The organism is Clostridium acetireducens DSM 10703, assembly GCF_001758365.1.
Classification (GTDB): Bacteria; Bacillota; Clostridia; order Clostridiales; family Clostridiaceae; genus Clostridium_C; species Clostridium_C acetireducens.
Genome location: NZ_LZFO01000008.1, coordinates 1 through 18,186, shown reverse-complemented (window position 1 = coordinate 18,186; position 18,186 = coordinate 1). Strand labels below are relative to the sequence as shown.

The window sequence follows — 18,186 nt, the reverse complement described above, 5'->3', positions numbered from 1 at the left end:
TTATTCTTAGAGTCTCTTAATGAAATGACTTATTTACAAACTCTCTTTATAAATCTGTATTATTATTTTCACATAAATTATTTACAATTCTTTTTTATCTGCAAATTATACTAACATTAAGTATTTTAATTCAAAGTTTTAAAAACTCAATTAAGTGCAAAAAAATGCACTTCCAGCAAAATAAAATTTTAACTAGAAGTGCACCCCTAACACTATCTCCTCTGTCCTCTCTCAACTGTCAACTCCCTAACTTTCCTCCCCAGAAAATTTTTCGTAATGCAATGGAGAAAAATTATCCACAACTCTAAACTCTTAACTCTAAACTAATAAAGCAATATATTATCACTAAGCATAGCTTTAACTGATTTTTCTTCTTGTATACCTTCCATTATTTTAACAGAAGATTTAGTATCACCTATTAAAATTCCACCTACTATAACGCCTTTTCTAAAGAACATTTTCTTATAAATATTTTTATCTAAATTAGTAGAACCTATACCTACTAAATCACTGGAAGCTACGTCACCACAAGAAAATACATTAGCATTCATAGAAGTAAATACTGTAGATGGTACAAAGCCCTCAAATACTATATCATCCCCAGAAGCATTAGCTCCTGCAACTTTTGCCATTTCTATTGCTGCTGGCCAGTTTCCATAAGCTCTTCCATTAAGTTCTGCTACATCACCACAAGCATATATATCTTTTATATTTGTTTCCATTTTTTCGTTTACAATTACACCTTTATCTACTTTTAATCCAGATTTTTCTGCTACTTCTTTTCTTGGTCTAACACCTGTTGAGAAAAGTACTATATCTGAATCTATTATTTTTCCACTTTTTAACTTAAATCCTGATACTTTATCTTCTCCAAGTATTTCTTCTGTGTCTTCTTCAGTTAATACGTGAACTCCTGAATCATCTACTATTTTCTTAAATATTTTAGCTCCTTCTTCATCTAACTGTCTTACTAGTAGCCTATTAGAACGTTCTATAACATATACTTCTAATCCTCTTTGTCTCATAGCCCAAGCACCTTCAAGCCCTAAAAGACCTCCACCTACAACTACTGCTACTTTAGCATTTTCCATTTTATCTATAATTCTTTCTGCATCTTCTAAGCTTCTTAAAGTAACTACTCCCTCTTTGTCACTGCCTTTTACAGGAGGTAAGAAACTTCTTGCACCGTTAGCTATTATTAATTTATCATATTTTACTTCTTCACCATTTTCTAATACTACTTTTTTATTTTCAGATTTTATTTCAGATACATTTACTCCTAATTTTACTAAAATATTGTTATCTTTATACCAATTTTCATCACTTACATAAAACTCACTATCTGGAAGTTTGTTTTGTAAGTAATCTGAAAGTTGTGGTCTATAATATGTTAATACTTTTTCTGAAGAAAGAATTTCTATAGAACAAACTTTATTTCTCTTTCTTATAGATTCTGCTGCTGTGTATCCTGCTATACCATTTCCTATTATTACAAATTTTTCATCTTTATCTGATTTAAATCCTAAATCATCTTTCTCTAATTCTACAAATTGTTCTTTACTTGCTCCACAAGCTGGACAAACTTCCGGAGGTGTTAATCCTGGAAATACTTGTCCACAAACTACACACTTCCATAATTTCATTGAAGAAGATTGTTCATTTACTGATTTTGGATTTGATTTTTCTATTATTTTTTCTGCTATAGTTTCTCCAAATTCATAAGATTTATTCAATTCTTCTTCTGAAGGTCTAAAATTAGCTCTAATGCCAGGAACTATATCCATTTTAAGAGATTTTAATCTTGATTCTATATTTCTTACAGCTTCTCCGCTCCATCCATATGAACCAAAAGCTCCTGCTACTTTTTTACCATGTACAATAGGATTTAACATATTTAAAATATCCATTACTGGTTTTAAAGCATCTCCATTTATAGTTGGTGAACCAAACAAAATACCATCTGCTAAATATATTTTATTTAAAATTTCTTCTACATTATGTTTTGTAATATCAAATAAATCTACAATAAAATCTTCTTTAGACTTAATTGCTTCTGCAATCTTCTCTGCCATAGCTTCTGTATATCCATAAGCTGATACATAAGATATAACCACTCTCTTTTTACCATATTGTGGTAACTCTTCAGTACTCCACTTTTTATAAATTTCTACTATTTTTAAAGGATTATCCCTTAAAATCGGTCCATGACCAGGACAAATTACATCTATATCTAAATCTTTTATTTTATCTACAGCTTTTAATACATAAGATTTAAAAGGTCCTATAATCATATCAAAATAATACTTTAATGCTTCCATATACTCTTCTTCATTTTCAATATAGTCATTAAATACTTTGTCTAAACAATAGTGACTTCCAAAAGAATCACAAGTAATTAAAACTTTATCTTCTTCTACATAACTATATATAGAATCTGGCCAATGTAAAAATGGAGCATTTATAAACTTAATAGTTTTTCCTCCTAAATCTAATTTATCACCATCTTTTACAACTATAGTTTCAAATTCTTTATTAGCTATAGCTTTTATAAATTTAATAGCTGCAGGAGAACCAACTACCTTAGCCTTTGGTGCTAAATCTAACATTTTACCAATAGCTCCAGCATGATCTGGCTCTGTGTGATTTACAACAATATAATCTATTTTAGAAATATCTATATTTAAAGATTTTAATCTTTCTACATACTCATCAAAAAACTTTTCTTTAACAGTTTCAAAAACTGCTGTTTTATTTTTTCCTTTCACTACATAAGAATTATATGTTGTTCCATAAGGTGTAGTCATTATTATATCAAATACTTTTAATTTTTTATCTAAGGCACCTACCCAATAAATATTATTTTTTACTTCTAAAGCTTTCATTTAATTACCTCCATTCAAAATAATAATTGTTAATCAATAATAATTATCTTAAATTCATTATAAGCTATTATTACCAAAAAATCAATATTATTTTATAATTATTTTTAGTTTTAAAAAAAAAGTTTTTTATTTAACCATATTTTTATAAAGCTGTAATATTAAATATAATCTTATATAAATTCGCTAATGAAGATAATACTTTAGATGTATTCCTATTTAATGTAAAAATTCTATGACCAGCATAAGTTGACATAACATAGAAACTATTATAAAATAAATAATACTATATGTTTATATATTTTAAGGGTTTAATAAGGATTTTTTAAATTAAAGCGAGGGTGATTGTATTTGGAAAATTATGTTACTGTTAACGATTCTATAAATGCTTACGACACCATGAGGCTTTATCTAAAAGAAATTGGCGCTATAGAACTATTATCTAGAGAAGAAGAAGTTTCCTTAGCAAAAAAAATAGAAAACGGCGACAATAAAGCTAGAGAAACTCTATTAAAATCTAATTTAAGATTAGTAGTTTGTATAGCCAAAAAATATATAGGAAGAGGTCTTCCTCTTTTAGATTTAATTCAAGAAGGTAATTTAGGTCTTATGAAAGCCATAGATAAATTTGACTATAAAAAAGGATTTAAATTTAGCACCTATGCTACTTGGTGGATAAAACAATCAATATCTAGAGCTATAGCAGATAAATCCAGAGCTATTAGACTACCAGTACATATAAACGAAAACGTAAATAAATTAAATAAAGCTTCTAAAAAACTATATCAAAAGCTGGGAAGAGCCCCTGATATTGATGAAATTGCAGAATGCATGGACATGCCCTTAGAATATGTAAAAAAATTAATGAGAGTTTCAAAAACTCCTTTGTCTCTTGAACTTCCTATAGATGATCAAGGAAATTCTAAGTTAGAAGATTTTATTCCAGACTACGAAAATGCTTCCCCAGAAGAAATAGCAGAACATTCCATGTTAAAAAAACAATTATTGGATGTAATATCTACTTTAAATCCTAGAGAAGAAAAAATATTAAAACTTAGATTTGGTTTAGAAAATGGAGAAGCAAAAACTTTAGATGAAGTTAGTAAAGAATTTAATTTAACTAAAGAAAGAATAAGGCAAATAGAAAAAAGAGCTCTTTTAAAATTAAAGCATCCTAGTAGAAGTGGTAAGTTAAAAGATTATTTGTAAAAATAATCTTTTAATTTTACATAAAACACTATTTGTTAGTGTTTACATTTCGCAAAAAAATTTCTTATAAAAATTAAATTTTAGCTTATAAATTCTCATTAAGTTATCTACCCACTCTTAGTTACACTAAAAAAGAGTGGGTAATCTTACTACATATACTTATTAAATATAATATGATTAAAAGGAAGTGATTATTCATGAAAAAAATCTTAAAAACACTACTATTCACTTTACTAATTGCATTTGCTTTAAGCAACAAAGTTTTAGCAGAAGAATCCTACAAAGAATTTCCCAATAAAACCAATGTATCTCAAAATAAAATTTGGACAGTAAATTTTAATATTGCCTTTGACCCTTCTACTATAAATGAAGAAAATGTAAAAGTTATAGATAGCGATAATAATATTGTTAGTGCAGCAATACAAACAGGAAACTTAAATTCATCAATAATTGTAAATATTCCTGCTGGAGGATACACTCCTGGAAAAACTTATTATTTAATATTAAATACAAAAATCAAATCTCACAAAGGAAATAATCTTGCAAAACCTGTAAAAATGAAATTTGATATTGCTAAAAATTATACTATTGGCTCTAACTATGAAATATTACCTAAAATAAACTCCTGCTCTATAGAAAACACTGATATTTCACAAAACAAAAATTTAGAAATAAACTTAACTGCAAAAGATTGGGATAAAGTTCAATATAGAGTATTCATTCACAAATATGAATATGGAAACGATAGCTATGAAGAAATAACTAATGGATACACTAATTCAACTTATGCTAACACTCCTTACAAAATTGTTTCTTCTAAAAAGCTACCTTCTGGAACTAATGGACAAAAATATAAGCTTTTAATATTTGTTAAAAAAGCAGATTCTACTGGAACTTATAGAACAAATGTAAATGACACAGTAAAAAACATGGACTATGACAACTATTATGTAGATTATTTTAGAATACTACCTAAAGTAGATAATTCCAATACTGAAGTTAAAAATTACAGTAATACTTTAAATAAAGTTACTGAAATTCAATCAAAAATTTCATCTTCTGCTGTAACCGACGAAGCTCCTGGAAGTTGGACAACAGCTAATGAAAATCAAATAAAATACTATTTAAACTATAAAAACTTTATGGATCCTTATGGAAAATTTATGTTTTTAAAATTAAATTACATGGAAGGTATTACAAAAGAAGATTTAAATAGCATTTTAAAAGGAAAAGGTATTTTAGAAGGTCATGGAGAAACATTTTTAAAAGCTTCTAAAGAAAATAATATAAATCCTATTTACTTAGTATCCCACTGCCTTTTAGAAACTGGTAACGGCACATCTAAATTAGCTAAAGGCATAGAAGTAAATAAAATAGATGGAAAAGAAGTAGAAATAAAAACAGTATTTAATTTATTTGGAATAAAAGCTTATGACAATGATCCTATAAAATATGGCTCTTTACATGCTTATGAACAAGATTGGACAAGCATTGATAAAGCTATAGAAGGCGGTGCTAAGTATATATCTGAAAACTACATAAATTCATATTACAAACAAGATACTTTATATAAAATGAGATGGAATCCTGAAAAACCAGGCACTCATCAATATGCTACAGACATAGCTTGGCCATTTAAACAAATACTAAATATAAAGCCTTATTTTGATAAATGTCAAAATGCAAAACCAGTGTTTGAAATACCTTCTTTTAATTAAGATAGGACATTTTTGGAGTTGAGAGTTGAGAGTTGAGAGGGAAGAGTTGAGAGTTGTGGAGAATTTTTCTCCATAACTCTTAACTCTTCCCTCTCAACTCTCAACTTCAATTGCTCTCATAATTAGTAATCTCTTTAATACTATTTCCTTCTCCTGCAAATACTACTGTAGGCTTGTATTTTTTAGCTTCTTCTTCTTCCATATGACAATAAGCAATTATAATAACCTTGTCACCAGGTTGCACACATCTTGCTGCAGCTCCATTTAAGCATATTACTCCGCTATTTTCTTTTCCTTCTATAGCATAAGTTTCAAGCCTTGCTCCATTGTTTATATCTACAATTTGCACTTTTTCATTATTTAGTATATTAGCTGCTTTCATTAAAGATTTATCTATAGTTATACTTCCCACATAATTTAATTCTGCTTGTGTAACTTCTGCTCTATGAATTTTGGATTTTAACATATTTAATATCATGTTATTTCCTCCTAGTTTAATTTAAATGTAAAATTATCTATTAATCTAGTTTTTCCTATATACACTGCTATAGCCACAAGTACAGTTTTTTCTATTTTATCTAATTTTTCTAAATTTTCACTATCTACAATTTCTATATAATCTATTTTTGCTAGAGTTTCTGAATTTATTTCATTTTCTATAATTTCCTTTAATTTTGCTGCATTTCTTTCTCCATTTTCCATAAGAGAATTAGCTTTTTTAAGACTTTTATTTAATATTAAAGCTGCTTTTCTTTCTTCTTTTGAAAGATAAATATTTCTGGAGCTTTTAGCCAGTCCATCTTCTTCCCTGATAATAGGACAACCTACTATTTCTAAGTTAAAGTTTAAGTCTTTAACCATTTTCTTTACTACAGCTAGTTGCTGGGCATCTTTTTCTCCAAAGTAAGCCTTATCTGGTGATACTATGTGAAATAACTTAGTAAGCACTGTACAAACTCCTCTAAAGTGTACTGGTCTTTTAGCTCCACATAATCCTTTTGTTAAATTTTCTACATTTACATAGCTACAAGAACTTTCTGGATACATTTCTAAAACTTCTGGATTAAATACTAAATTTGCTCCTGCTTTTTCGCAAACTTCTAAATCTCTTTCTAAATCCCTGGGATACTTATCTAAGTCTTCATTTTCTCCAAATTGTAGTGGATTTAAAAATACACTTACTACTACTTTATCATTTTCTTTAACTGCTCTATCTATAAGGCTTTTATGACCTTCATGTAAATATCCCATAGTTGGTACAAGCCCTACTTTTAAATTTTGTTTTTTCCATTCATTAACTTGTTTTTTTACTTCTTCTATTTTATGAACTGCATTTATCATTTGATTTCTCCTCCCAACAAACTACTTAAACAAATTAGTATAGTTTATTTAAAACTTCTTCATCTATTTTAAAACAATGTTCTTTTGCAGGGAAATTTCCTTCTTGAACTTCTTTTATATATTCTTTAAATGCATCTTTCATAGTTTCTCCTACTTTAGCATATTGTTTAACAAATTTAGGTTTAAAATCTGAAAACATACCTAACATATCTTGATATACTAATATTTGTCCATCACAGCCTGCACCTGCTCCTATACCTATAGTTGGTATAGATACTTCTTTAGTTATTATTTCTGCAAGCTTAGCTGGTATACATTCAAATACTATAGAAAAAGCTCCTGCAGATTCTATTTTTTTAGCATCTCCTATAAGCTTTTTAGCTGCTTCTTCGCTTTTTCCTTGAACTTTAAAACCTCCAAAAGCATTTACTGATTGAGGTGTAAGTCCAATATGACCCATAACTGGTATTTGAGCCTTAACAATAGCTTCTATTTGCTCACATACTGCTGCTCCACCTTCTAATTTTACTGCTTGTGCTCTTCCTTCTTTCATAAGTCTTCCTGCATTAAAAACTGCATCATATACAGAAGTTTGATAAGACATAAATGGCATATCTCCTACTATTAAAGCATTTTTAGCTCCTCTTGCCACTGCACGAGTATGATGAATCATGTCTTCCATAGTAACACTTAAAGTATCTTCATAACCTAAACATACCATGCCTAAAGAATCTCCTACTAATATGCCGTTAATACCTGCTTCATCTACTAATTTTGCTGTAGAATAATCATAAGAAGTAAGCATAGTAAGCTTTTCTCCATTTTTCTTTGCTTCTTTAAAAGTTGATACAGTATTTTTCATTTTAAATTCCTCCCAAAATTTCATTTAATTTTGAGTAGTCTTTTTCACTATGTTTTTCCCTAGCAATTTGTAAAAGTACTAATGATAAATTCTTATATAAAGGCTTATCTTCATCTGGAATAACTTCTAAATGAGACATTACTGTGCCTATATCTCCTCTTTCTATAGGCCCTGTAATAGATTTTAAAAATCCTCTTTCTTTTATGTTCATAATATTGCTTTCTATTAAAGGAAATAGTGCTTTTAAGCTATCTTCGCTACTTACACCACAATTTTCCATATATTTGCATCCTAAATTTAATAAAGCTAGTGCTAAATTGGATACGGTTACATTAGCTAAGTGATATAAATGCTTTTTTTCTCCATTTATAACTACAACTTTGTTGCCTAAACACTCTAACAAGTTTTTCAAATCTTCTATATGTGTTTTATCTCCTTCAATAGAAAAATAAGCCTGTTTTAATTTTTTATAAGAATTTAATTTATCAGAAAAGGGAAACATAGGATGTACAGAATAGACATAAGCACCTGAATTGTTTGCATTTGAAAAGATTCTAGAAGATAATGAGCCGCTAGTATGACATATTATCTTGTTTTTTAAATTAAGTTTACTTATTTGCTGCCAAATATTAAAAATAACATCATCGGGAGTGGTTATAAATAAAATATCACTATCATTTACAATTTCTTTTATATCTTCATAAGCAGTGGAATTAGTAAATTTTGCTGCTTCTTTTGAAGATTTAAAAGATTTACTATAATATCCTTTAACATTTAAATTATTTACTGAAAAATATTTTCCTAGGGAAAACCCAACTTTTCCCGCTCCTATAAAACTTATTTTCAGGTATACCACCTCCAAAATAACTCCCAAAAAATCTGTCTCATTTATTTCTAATATGAGCAGAATAAAAAAAACACACAAATACAAACTGGTGCAGTTCATTTCTGATACTACCCATTGTTAAAATTTTACCATAGTATTCTATTCTTTTCAACTACTTTATACAATTTTTTTACATACAAAAAGCATCTGACATATTGCCAGATGCTTTTTAGTGTAAAAGGGAGAAAGAATACATTGATAAAACTTAGCTGTACCAGCTTTATTATTTAAAAGGCTTTATCTCATAGGAGTGACATAGCTTTTTTATTTGCTACTCATCCTCAACTTTATTTTATCCCAGATTATTTAAATTATTCACTCTAACTAACAAAATAAAAAATTTTTCGTAATGCCAATGAAGAAAAATTCTCCACAACTCTTAACTTTTAAATATTAACTCTCAACTAAAAAAATTGCACAGCAATTTTTCACATTACCACTTATTTGTGCATTTTTCTAATTGCTCTTTTGGATTTTACCTTTGAAGCAAAATCATCAAATATAGTATAAACTACTGGTATAAACACTAGTGTAAGTAGTGTAGATAGTAAAAGTCCTCCTATAACTACTGTAGCCATAGGTGCTTGTGTTTCTGCTCCGTCTCCTATACCTAAAGCCATAGGCACAAGTCCTAAAACTGTAGTTAAAGTTGTCATAAGTATTGGTCTAAGCCTTATAGGACCTGCATTTAATATAGCTTCTTCTCTATTTTCTCCAGTTTTTCTTCTAGTATTTATATAGTCAATTAAAACTATAGCATTGTTAACTACTATACCTGCTAATATTATAAATCCTATTATAGCTGGTACACATAAAGGTCTTCTTGTTATAAATAATCCTAAAGAGCCTCCTGCCAAAGCTAGTGGAACAGAAAACATTATAATAAATGGATTTAAAAGAGATTCAAATTGGGAAGCTAGTACCATGTAAACTAATAGTACTGCTAGTATTAATGCTAATGCCAAATCTGTGAAGGCTTCCATCATATCTTGGCTTTGTCCACCCATTTCTATGCTGTATCCCTTTTGTTTTTCTAAATATTTTATTTTACTTTGAATATCCTTTTGTACACTCTTTAAGTCTCTTCCGTATATTTCACTGGTAATATCTAAAACTCTCTTTTGGTCTTCTCTGTTTATTCCGGAAATACCAGATTTAATATTTATATCTGCTATTAAAGAAAGTGGCACTTTTATTCCCATAGTATTTTCTATAAATGCCTGTTTTAAATTTGATAAACTTTCACTATAAGTATCTTCTCCTTTTATATTTACATCTATTTCATCTCCTTGAAGTCTGTATTTAGTAGCTACATTTCCTTCTATTAAAGATTTTACTTGAGATGAAACTTGTGCTGCTGTAATTCCATATTGAGAGGCACTTTCTCTATTTAATCTTATTTGAAGTTCTGGTTTTCCATCTGTTAAGCTGGATTTTACTTGTCTTGTGCCTTTTACATTTTCAACTATTTTTTTAACTTCATTTCCTAGTTTCTTTAAAGTTTCTAAGTCATCTCCTTTTATTTTTATATCAATAGGTGAAGATGAACCACCAAAACTAACTTGACTTCCAGTAAATTCTATTTTTGCTCCTGGAATGTCCTTTACTTTTTTTGTTAATTCATCCATTACATCAGAAGTACTTCTTTTTCTTTCTCTAATTGGAACTAACATTACATTCATACTAGCTATGTTTTCTCCGCTATTTGAAAAACTATAAGATGAATTTCCTGCATAAGAAAATACAGATTTAACTTCTTTTATTCCTTTAATTTTATCATTTACCTTTGACACAATATTATCTGTATCCTTTACTTTAGAGCCTTCTGGTAATTCTATGGATATAGAAAATTGTCCTTCATCGGATTTAGGAAAAAATTCTGCTCCTACTGTAAATAAAGAAACAGTACTTAATACAAATATACCTACTGCTATAAGTACAGTAGCTCTTCTCCTACTTAAAGCTTTTTTAAGTAAGTTTTTGTATTTTAAATTTAATTTTTCAAAAGCATTATCGAATACTTTATAAATTTTATTTAAAAATTCAAATTTAGTGCCACTATAATCTTTTACTTCCATCTTTAAAAACTTAGAAGACAGCATAGGTATAAGAGTAAGGGCAATAGCTAATGAAGCTACTAATGAAAAAGTTACTGTTAAAGATAATTCTTTAAATATAGTGCCTGTTATGCCTTTAACAAAAACTATAGGTAAAAATACAGCTATAGTAGTTAATGTGGAGGCTATAACTGCTGTGGTAACTTCTGTACTTCCTTTTATAGAAGCATCTTCTCTAGAATTTCCTTCTTGCCTAAATCTATATATATTTTCCAATACTACTATAGAGTTATCCACCAGCATTCCTACACCTAGTGAAAGTCCTCCAAGAGTCATTAAGTTAATAGAAATATTATTAAAATACAATAGTATAAAAGTTGCTATTATAGATATAGGAATAGAAGTTCCTATTATAAAAGTACTTCTTATATTTCTTAAGAATACAAATAAAATAAGTATAGCTAAAATAGCACCTTCTATGGCACTTTTGCTTACATTGTTTATAGATTTCTCTATGTATTCTGATGAGTCAAAACCTATTTCAAAATTAATATTAGGATAATCTTTTTTTAGATTATCTAATTCTTTTTTAACTCTTTTAGCTGCTTCAATGGTGTTGGCATCGGATTGCTTTTGTATAGCAATATTTATACACCTTTTACCATTGGTTTTAGATATAGAGTTTATATCTTTGTGGGTAAGTTCTACCTGAGCTATATCTTTTAAATAAACAGTTCCTCCTGATTTTAAAGGTATAGGTAAATTTTTAACTTCATCTATGTTTTTAAACTCTCCTACAGTTCTTAAAAGCAATTCTTGGTTGCCTTTTTTTACTTTACCTGCAGGTAAATTTAAGTTTTCTGCTGATAATATTTTAGATATATAATCTATACTTAAATTATATCCTTCTAATTTTTGTTGATTTACTTTTACACTTATTTCGTTTTCATATCCACCAGATACATTTACAGAAGCTATTCCTTTTAATCCTTCTAGTCTGTTTTTTACTATATTGTCAGCTGTGCTTTGCATAGTGGATAAGTCTTTTCCATTGGTTAAGGATAAATACATTATAGGTTGAGCATTAGGGTCTATTTTTAAAACCATAGGGTCCTTTGCATCTTTAGGCAAAAATCCCTTTATCATGTCAACTTTTTCTCTCATTCTAAGTGTAGCAAAATTCATATCTGTGCCAAAATTAAACTGCACTATAATTACAGAATTACCTTCCTTACTAATAGAATTTATTTCTTTTATATCTTCTACAGTAGCTAAGGACTGTTCTAGAGGTTTAGTTATTAGTTTTTCTACTTCTTCTGGTCCTACATTGGCATAAGATGTAGATACTATAGCTACTGGCACTTCAATTTTAGGATATAAGTCTATAGGTATTTTTAGTAGTGAAACTGTTCCTAAAGTTAAAATCATAAGTATTATCATTAAAATAGTTACAGGTTTTTTAACTGAAAACTTAGCTATATTCACTAATTATCACTCCTAACCTCTTTTACAGTAGTGCCATTTTGCAAATAGTCCTGTCCCTTTGTTACTACTCTATCTCCTTGATTTAATCCACTTTTTATTTCTACATAATCTCCATTATCTAATCCTAATTCTACTTTAACTTCATGAGCTTTTTTTCCTTTAGATATATAAACTATATTTTTATCATCCCTTTGTATTATGGATTCACTTTTTACTACTATAACATCTTTCTTTATATCTGTTTTAAATTTTACTTTTGCAAACATTCCAGATTTAAGTCCATCTATTTTTCCTACAGCTATCTTTACAGAATAAAGTTGAGTTTTTTCATCTGCTGCAGGGCTTATGCTATCTATTTTACATTCTGCTTTTTTATCTTCTAAAGAAGGTACTTCTATTTTAACACTATCACCTTTATTTAATTTTGTTACTAAATTTTCACTTACATCTACTTTTATATATAGCTTGTCTACACCTACTACAGTAATAGAAGGTTGCATATTAGAAGCCATTTCACCCTTTTCCACATTAACACTAGCCACTATTCCATCTATAGGAGAAGTTACTGAAGCATCTTTTAAAACATCTTGAGCTTGTCTGTATCCTACTTCTGCCTTTTCATAAGCAGCTTGAGCATTTCCTATGCCAGATTGAGACTGATTATAAGCAGCTTCAGCTTGATTTAGTTGTGCTTTTAATGCATCTACATTGCTATCAGAAGCTGCCAATTGTGCTTTTTCTAAATCTGCTTTAGAAATTATTCCTTCCTTATATAGCTCTTCCATTCTTTTAAGATTTACTTTTGCATTTTGTATTTTTTCATAATTGGAGTTGTAGTTAGCCTTAGCTGCATCATAAGCTGCTTTTGCTGTATTCACTCCACCTCTAGCACTATCTAATCCTGCTCTAGCTTGGTTTATTCCTGACTTTGCCATATCTAAAGATTTTTGCAAATCACTTTTATCTAAAGTAAAAAGTACAGTACCTGCTTTTACTTTATCTCCTACTTTTACATTTACACTTTCTACTTTTCCAGGAGTTTTAGGTGCTATTTGAACATCTTTATCTGCCTCCACCTTTCCCGTTAATACAGTATAATTGTAAATTTCATCTTTTTTAGCTGTGCTTACTTCTACAGGTGTATAGGATTCTTCCTGTTTTTCTTCTTTTTTTCCACAACCTACAGTAAATATACTAAACACCATAAGCATAACTAGTACTTTAGCTAAAGTACTTCTTTTCATTAATTACCCCTCCTTATTTTTAGAACATGGTTCATTTAAATATAAATCAATTTTACAAATTAACTATAAACAATAATATTATATAGCATTTCATACATATTTCATAGTAACTTTTAGTAAAATTAATATAAACTTAAGTTAGTGGTAGTATAATTTCAGAAAAAAGAATTAAAAATAATCTATATAAAAATGGGGACGGTTAACAAATAATTATAGTGTAATATAGCTACAAAAATGGGGACGGTTAATAAATAATTATGAAAATAGCAATGCAGTAAAATGTTTTAGCACTGTATTGAATAAACTCTATAAATTTCTTACTTTTAAAAAACTATTTTACGTAAAGAACTTTTCACTGTTTGAGCAAAGCGAGTTTGAAAAGTTTAGTAAAATAGTTTTTTAAAAGTACAGAATTTAAGAGTGAAATTCACTTTAAGTGCTAAAACATTTTACTGCATTGCTATTTTCATAATTATTTATTAACCGTCCCCATTTTTGTAGCTATATTACACTATAATTATTTGTTAACCGTCCCCATTTTTATATAGATTATTTTTAATTCTTTTTTTCTGAAATTATCTCAATTATGGATTAATTTAAGTCCTAGCTTATTTATCATTTTTACGTCATCTTTTGCTCCATTGCCATTTGTAGTTAAGTAGTTTCCGCTTATAGCTCCATTTATTCCTGATAAAAATCCTCTTTCACCTTTATCTTCCATGTTTAATCTACCTCCTGCAAATCTAATAAATGCTTTTGGATTTATAAATCTAAATATAGCTATAGTTCTTAAAATTTCTTCATAACTCAATTTAGGTGTATTTTCTAAAGGTGTGCCTTTAATAGGTGTTAACACATTTATAGGTATGGATTTAATTTGTAATTTTTTTAAATCTAAAGCCATTTTAATTCTATGTTCCATAGTTTCTCCCATGCCTATTATTCCACCAGAACAAACTTGAATACCTGCTTTTTGTGCTTTTAAAATAGTTTGTATTCTATGTTCATAAGTATGAGTGGTACAAATATTTGAAAAATTATCTCTACTAGTTTCTAAGTTATGGTGATATCTTGTAACACCTGCTTCCTTTAGCTTTACAAGTTGTTCGTAGGATATTATGCCTAAAGAAGCACATAATTTTATGTTAGAGTTTTGTTTTAAATATTTAAATACTTCTAATATATTTTCAAAGTCTTCTCCTTTTAAAGCTGCTCCACTAGTAACTAATGAAAATCTATTTATTCCTAATTTTTCATTTTCTTTAGCTAATTTCAATGCATCTTCTTTTGAAACTAAACTATGACTTTTTATAGAAGTATTATAGAAACTAGATTGAGCACAGTATTTGCAATCTTCTGAGCAAGCACCACATTTGGCATTCATTATGGAGCATAAATCTATTTTTGTATTATTGTATTTTTTGCATATTCTATTAGAAGCTTTACATAATTCTTTTAAATTATCTACTTTAGAAAGATTTAAATATTCTTGTAAGTTTATGTTTTCATTTTTATAAATTTTATTTTCTAATTGGTTAATAATATTCATTTTTATTCCCCCACACTTAATAAATATAATTAATAATTATAGATTATAATAAAGATTATTAATTATATTTATTATACACTTTCATTGTTAACCAATTTAGAATTACTAGATAACAATAAAGGAGTGTGTAAAATGAATCTTAACACTAAAGACATGATTTTAGTTTCACTTTTTGCAGCTTTAACTGCTGTAGGAGGTTTCATAAGAATACCTATTCCTTATGTACCTTTTACTCTTCAATTCCTGTTTTGTGCCTTTGCTGGCATATTATTAGGTTCTAAATTAGGAGCATTATCTCAAATAATATATGTATCAGTAGGACTTATAGGAATTCCTATATTTACTCAGGGAGGAGGTCCTTCCTATATATTTCAACCTACTTTTGGATATTTAATAGGTTTTATAGTAGGAGCTTTTGTTATAGGAAAGATTACTGAAAGCCACAGTGAAATAAAATTTTCAAAAGCTTTATTTTCCGTATTAGCAGGGTTATTTTTTGTTTATTTATTTGGAGTAACTCATTTGTACTTAATATTTAATTTATATTTAGGACAAGCCAAAACACTATGGTGGGCAGTATTTTATGGATTTATAGTTTGTGTAGCTGGAGATTTACTATTAAGTTTTGCTATTGCTTTTATATCAGTAAAAACTCTACCAGTTATAAGAAAAAATTTATTTTCTCCTGTAATTAATTCTAATGTAAAAAAAGCATAAAAATATTTAAAATATTATTTATAGGCTGATATGACTAAATACAAGGAGGTTTTAAAATGACTAAAGGAATTTATATAGTTGGCACAGATACAGATGTAGGAAAAACTGTAGTTTCTGCAGGAATTATGCATGTTCTTCGCTCTAAAGGCTATAACGCCACTTACTTTAAGGCAGCTTTAAGTGGAGCTTTAATAGATAAAAATAATAATATTGTACCAGAAGACACTAGACTTGTAAGTACATTAAGCAATTTAAAAGAAGATTACCAAAATACCACTGCTTATATTTTTAAAACTGCTGTATCACCCCATTTAGCTTCAAAAATAGAAAATATAGAAATTAATGTAGAGCATATAAAAGAAAAATTTAATAGCTTAAAAAATAAATATGACTACATTGTAGCAGAAGGCAGTGGTGGCATTTGTTGTCCCTTAATTGAAAAAGAAAACAAAGTATATATGCTTTATCACCTTATAAAAGAATTAAATATACCTGTACTACTAGTATCTACTACCAAAGTAGGTTCCATAAATCACACTCTTTTAACTATAGAATTTATAAAAAAATTAGGTATAAATATTAAAGGAATTATATTTAATAGTTTTAAAAATACATTCTACGAAAAAGACAATATAAATATAATAAAAAAGCTTACTAACATTCCTATAATAGCAACACTTCCATTTATTGATACCGCCCCTGGTGTCCAAAAAATGGAAGAATCTTTAAAACAAGTATCTAAAAAACTTTTTCAAGCTGAAAGTTTAATTGAAATAATGGAAAAAATATGACCCCAGGAGTGTAAAATATAGTAATAATTAGGAGGGTTTTTATATGAACCAATATCAAGAGAAAGACTTAAAATACATATGGCATCCTTGTGCTCAAATGAAGGATTATGAGGATTTGCCTCCTATAGTAATTGAAAAAGGTGATGGTATTTATATTTATGATGTTGAAGGAAATAAATATATAGATTGTATATCTTCTTGGTGGGCAAATTTATTTGGTCATAGTAATAAAAGAATAAATAAAGCTATATGGAATCAAGTAAATAATATAGAACATGTTATTTTTGCTAATTTTTCTAATAAACCTGCTATTGAATTAGCAGAGAAACTTATAAAAATATCTCCAGAAAGATTAAAAAAAGTATACTTTGCTGATAACGGTTCTTCTGCTGTAGAAACTGCTTTAAAAATGAGCTTTCAATATCATCAACAAAATGGCAATACTTCTAAAACTCGCTTTGCTTCTATAACCAATGCTTATCATGGTGAAACTTTAGGTGCTTTATCTGTAGGAGATTTAGATCTTTATAGCAAAATATACAATCCACTACTTTTAAATACTTTAAGAGCAGAAGGTCCTGATTGCTACAGGTGTAGTTATGGAAAATGTAGAGAAAACTGCCATGCTGAGTGTTTTGAATCTATGGAAAATTTAATACTTAAACACCATAAAGAAATTTGTGGAATTATTATTGAGCCTATGGTTCAAGGTGCTGCAGGTATGAAAATATACTCTCATTTTTATTTAAAGAAATTAAGAAAAATTTGTGATGACTACAATATTCATATTATAGCTGACGAAATAGCCATGGGCTTTGGAAGAACAGGAAAAATGTTTGCCTGTAATCACGCTAATATAAGCCCAGATTTAATGTGTCTTTCAAAAGGTATTTCTGCAGGATACATGCCTTTATCTGCAGTTTTAGCTACAGAAGACATCTACAATGCCTTTTATGGAGATTATACAGAGTTAAAAGCATTTATTCATAGTCATACCTATGCAGGAAATGCTATGGCCTGTGCTATAGCTTGTGAAAGTTTAAAAATATTTGAAGAAGAAAAAGTTTTAGAAAAAAATAAAGAAAAAGGCAAATTAATAAAAGAAAAAGTTTTAGAAAAATCAAAAAATAACCCTTATATAGGTGATGTACGAAGTATAGGCATGATAACTGCTATAGAGATTGTACAAAATAAAGAAACTAAAGAAAATTTCCCTTGGGAACAAAGAGTAGGCTATGAAATATATAAAATTGCCCTAAAAAAAGGACTGCTTTTAAGACCTATTGGCAATGTACTTTATTTTATACCACCTTATATAATTGAGGAAATTGCACAATTAAACTTCCTCAATTATATTTAAAAATCATTACTTTTTGTTAATAATTAACTATTTTGTTCAGAAAAAGATAATAGCAAAGCTAAGGTGCTATTGCACCTGTGGATAACTT

General features: G+C 28.3%; 13 protein-coding genes. 5 read left to right on the top strand and 8 right to left on the bottom strand.

The genetic code is table 11. The annotated features are described in order from the left end of the window. Positions 1-323: 323 nt before the first annotated feature. Positions 324-2,882, bottom strand: a complete 2,559-nt coding sequence (locus CLOACE_RS03680) for an FAD-dependent oxidoreductase (RefSeq protein WP_070109698.1) — start codon at positions 2,880-2,882, stop codon at positions 324-326. A gap of 348 nt (positions 2,883-3,230) precedes the next feature. Here CLOACE_RS03680 and CLOACE_RS03675 point away from each other — a divergent pair, with 348 nt between their 5' ends. Both CLOACE_RS03675 and CLOACE_RS03670 read left to right on the top strand, forming a co-directional pair. Continuing rightward, the gene (locus CLOACE_RS03675) at positions 3,231-4,088 is read left to right on the top strand and encodes a sigma-70 family RNA polymerase sigma factor (protein ID WP_070109697.1); all 858 of its coding nucleotides are present in this window, start codon (positions 3,231-3,233) and stop codon (positions 4,086-4,088) included. A 197-nt stretch (positions 4,089-4,285) separates the two neighbouring features. Then, complete coding sequence (locus tag CLOACE_RS03670; protein WP_070109696.1) at positions 4,286-5,806, top strand: glucosaminidase domain-containing protein; 1,521 nt, start codon at positions 4,286-4,288, stop codon at positions 5,804-5,806. Between the two features lie 106 nt (positions 5,807-5,912). On the opposite strand, the gene panD is transcribed toward CLOACE_RS03670, so the two are convergent. The 7 genes from panD to bioB all read right to left on the bottom strand — a co-directional run bounded on the left by panD (position 5,913) and on the right by bioB (position 15,230). After that, positions 5,913-6,284 (bottom strand): aspartate 1-decarboxylase, encoded by a 372-nt coding sequence (panD, locus tag CLOACE_RS03665; RefSeq protein WP_070109695.1) that lies wholly within the window; start codon positions 6,282-6,284, stop codon positions 5,913-5,915. A gap of 11 nt (positions 6,285-6,295) precedes the next feature. Next, positions 6,296-7,144 carry a pantoate--beta-alanine ligase gene (gene panC, locus CLOACE_RS03660; RefSeq protein WP_101495379.1) on the bottom strand — a complete coding sequence of 283 codons (849 nt, stop codon included), beginning with the start codon at positions 7,142-7,144 and terminating at the stop codon, positions 6,296-6,298. A gap of 37 nt (positions 7,145-7,181) precedes the next feature. After that, complete coding sequence (panB, locus tag CLOACE_RS03655; protein WP_070109693.1) at positions 7,182-8,009, bottom strand: 3-methyl-2-oxobutanoate hydroxymethyltransferase; 828 nt, start codon at positions 8,007-8,009, stop codon at positions 7,182-7,184. A gap of 1 nt (position 8,010) precedes the next feature. Continuing rightward, positions 8,011-8,865, bottom strand: coding sequence for a Rossmann-like and DUF2520 domain-containing protein (locus tag CLOACE_RS03650; RefSeq protein WP_423230261.1), 855 nt, complete (start codon positions 8,863-8,865; stop codon positions 8,011-8,013). A gap of 470 nt (positions 8,866-9,335) precedes the next feature. After that, positions 9,336-12,437 (bottom strand): efflux RND transporter permease subunit, encoded by a 3,102-nt coding sequence (locus CLOACE_RS03645; RefSeq protein WP_070109692.1) that lies wholly within the window; start codon positions 12,435-12,437, stop codon positions 9,336-9,338. Then, the gene (locus CLOACE_RS03640) at positions 12,437-13,681 is read right to left on the bottom strand and encodes an efflux RND transporter periplasmic adaptor subunit (protein WP_070109691.1); all 1,245 of its coding nucleotides are present in this window, start codon (positions 13,679-13,681) and stop codon (positions 12,437-12,439) included. Before CLOACE_RS03640 ends, CLOACE_RS03645 begins: the two co-directional genes overlap by 1 nt. Positions 13,682-14,261: 580 nt before the next feature. After that, the gene (gene bioB, locus CLOACE_RS03635; protein ID WP_070109690.1) at positions 14,262-15,230 is read right to left on the bottom strand and encodes a biotin synthase BioB; all 969 of its coding nucleotides are present in this window, start codon (positions 15,228-15,230) and stop codon (positions 14,262-14,264) included. A 132-nt stretch (positions 15,231-15,362) separates the two neighbouring features. On the opposite strand from bioB, the gene CLOACE_RS03630 reads away from it, so the two are divergent. Genes CLOACE_RS03630 through bioA form a run of 3 tightly spaced genes read left to right on the top strand, consistent with a single transcriptional unit; the run spans position 15,363 to position 18,098 of the window. Continuing rightward, positions 15,363-15,947 carry a biotin transporter BioY gene (locus tag CLOACE_RS03630; protein WP_070109689.1) on the top strand — a complete coding sequence of 195 codons (585 nt, stop codon included), beginning with the start codon at positions 15,363-15,365 and terminating at the stop codon, positions 15,945-15,947. 56 nt (positions 15,948-16,003) lie between these two features. Next, entirely contained in the window at positions 16,004-16,738 is a 735-nt protein-coding gene (bioD, locus tag CLOACE_RS03625) for a dethiobiotin synthase (RefSeq protein WP_070109688.1), read from the top strand. A gap of 43 nt (positions 16,739-16,781) precedes the next feature. Continuing rightward, complete coding sequence (gene bioA / locus CLOACE_RS03620; RefSeq protein ID WP_070109687.1) at positions 16,782-18,098, top strand: adenosylmethionine--8-amino-7-oxononanoate transaminase; 1,317 nt, start codon at positions 16,782-16,784, stop codon at positions 18,096-18,098. Positions 18,099-18,186 lie beyond the last annotated feature (88 nt).

Coding starts and splice junctions, on each gene's coding strand:
- CLOACE_RS03680 (WP_070109698.1), bottom strand. CDS start 2,882: ATGAAAGCTTTAGAAGTAAAAAATAATATTTATTGGGTAGGTGCCTTA.
- CLOACE_RS03670 (WP_070109696.1), top strand. CDS start 4,286: ATGAAAAAAATCTTAAAAACACTACTATTCACTTTACTAATTGCATTT.
- panD (WP_070109695.1), bottom strand. CDS start 6,284: ATGATATTAAATATGTTAAAATCCAAAATTCATAGAGCAGAAGTTACA.
- panB (WP_070109693.1), bottom strand. CDS start 8,009: ATGAAAAATACTGTATCAACTTTTAAAGAAGCAAAGAAAAATGGAGAA.
- CLOACE_RS03640 (WP_070109691.1), bottom strand. CDS start 13,681: ATGAAAAGAAGTACTTTAGCTAAAGTACTAGTTATGCTTATGGTGTTT.
- bioB (WP_070109690.1), bottom strand. CDS start 15,230: ATGAATATTATTAACCAATTAGAAAATAAAATTTATAAAAATGAAAAC.
- CLOACE_RS03630 (WP_070109689.1), top strand. CDS start 15,363: ATGAATCTTAACACTAAAGACATGATTTTAGTTTCACTTTTTGCAGCT.
- bioD (WP_070109688.1), top strand. CDS start 16,004: ATGACTAAAGGAATTTATATAGTTGGCACAGATACAGATGTAGGAAAA.
- bioA (WP_070109687.1), top strand. CDS start 16,782: ATGAACCAATATCAAGAGAAAGACTTAAAATACATATGGCATCCTTGT.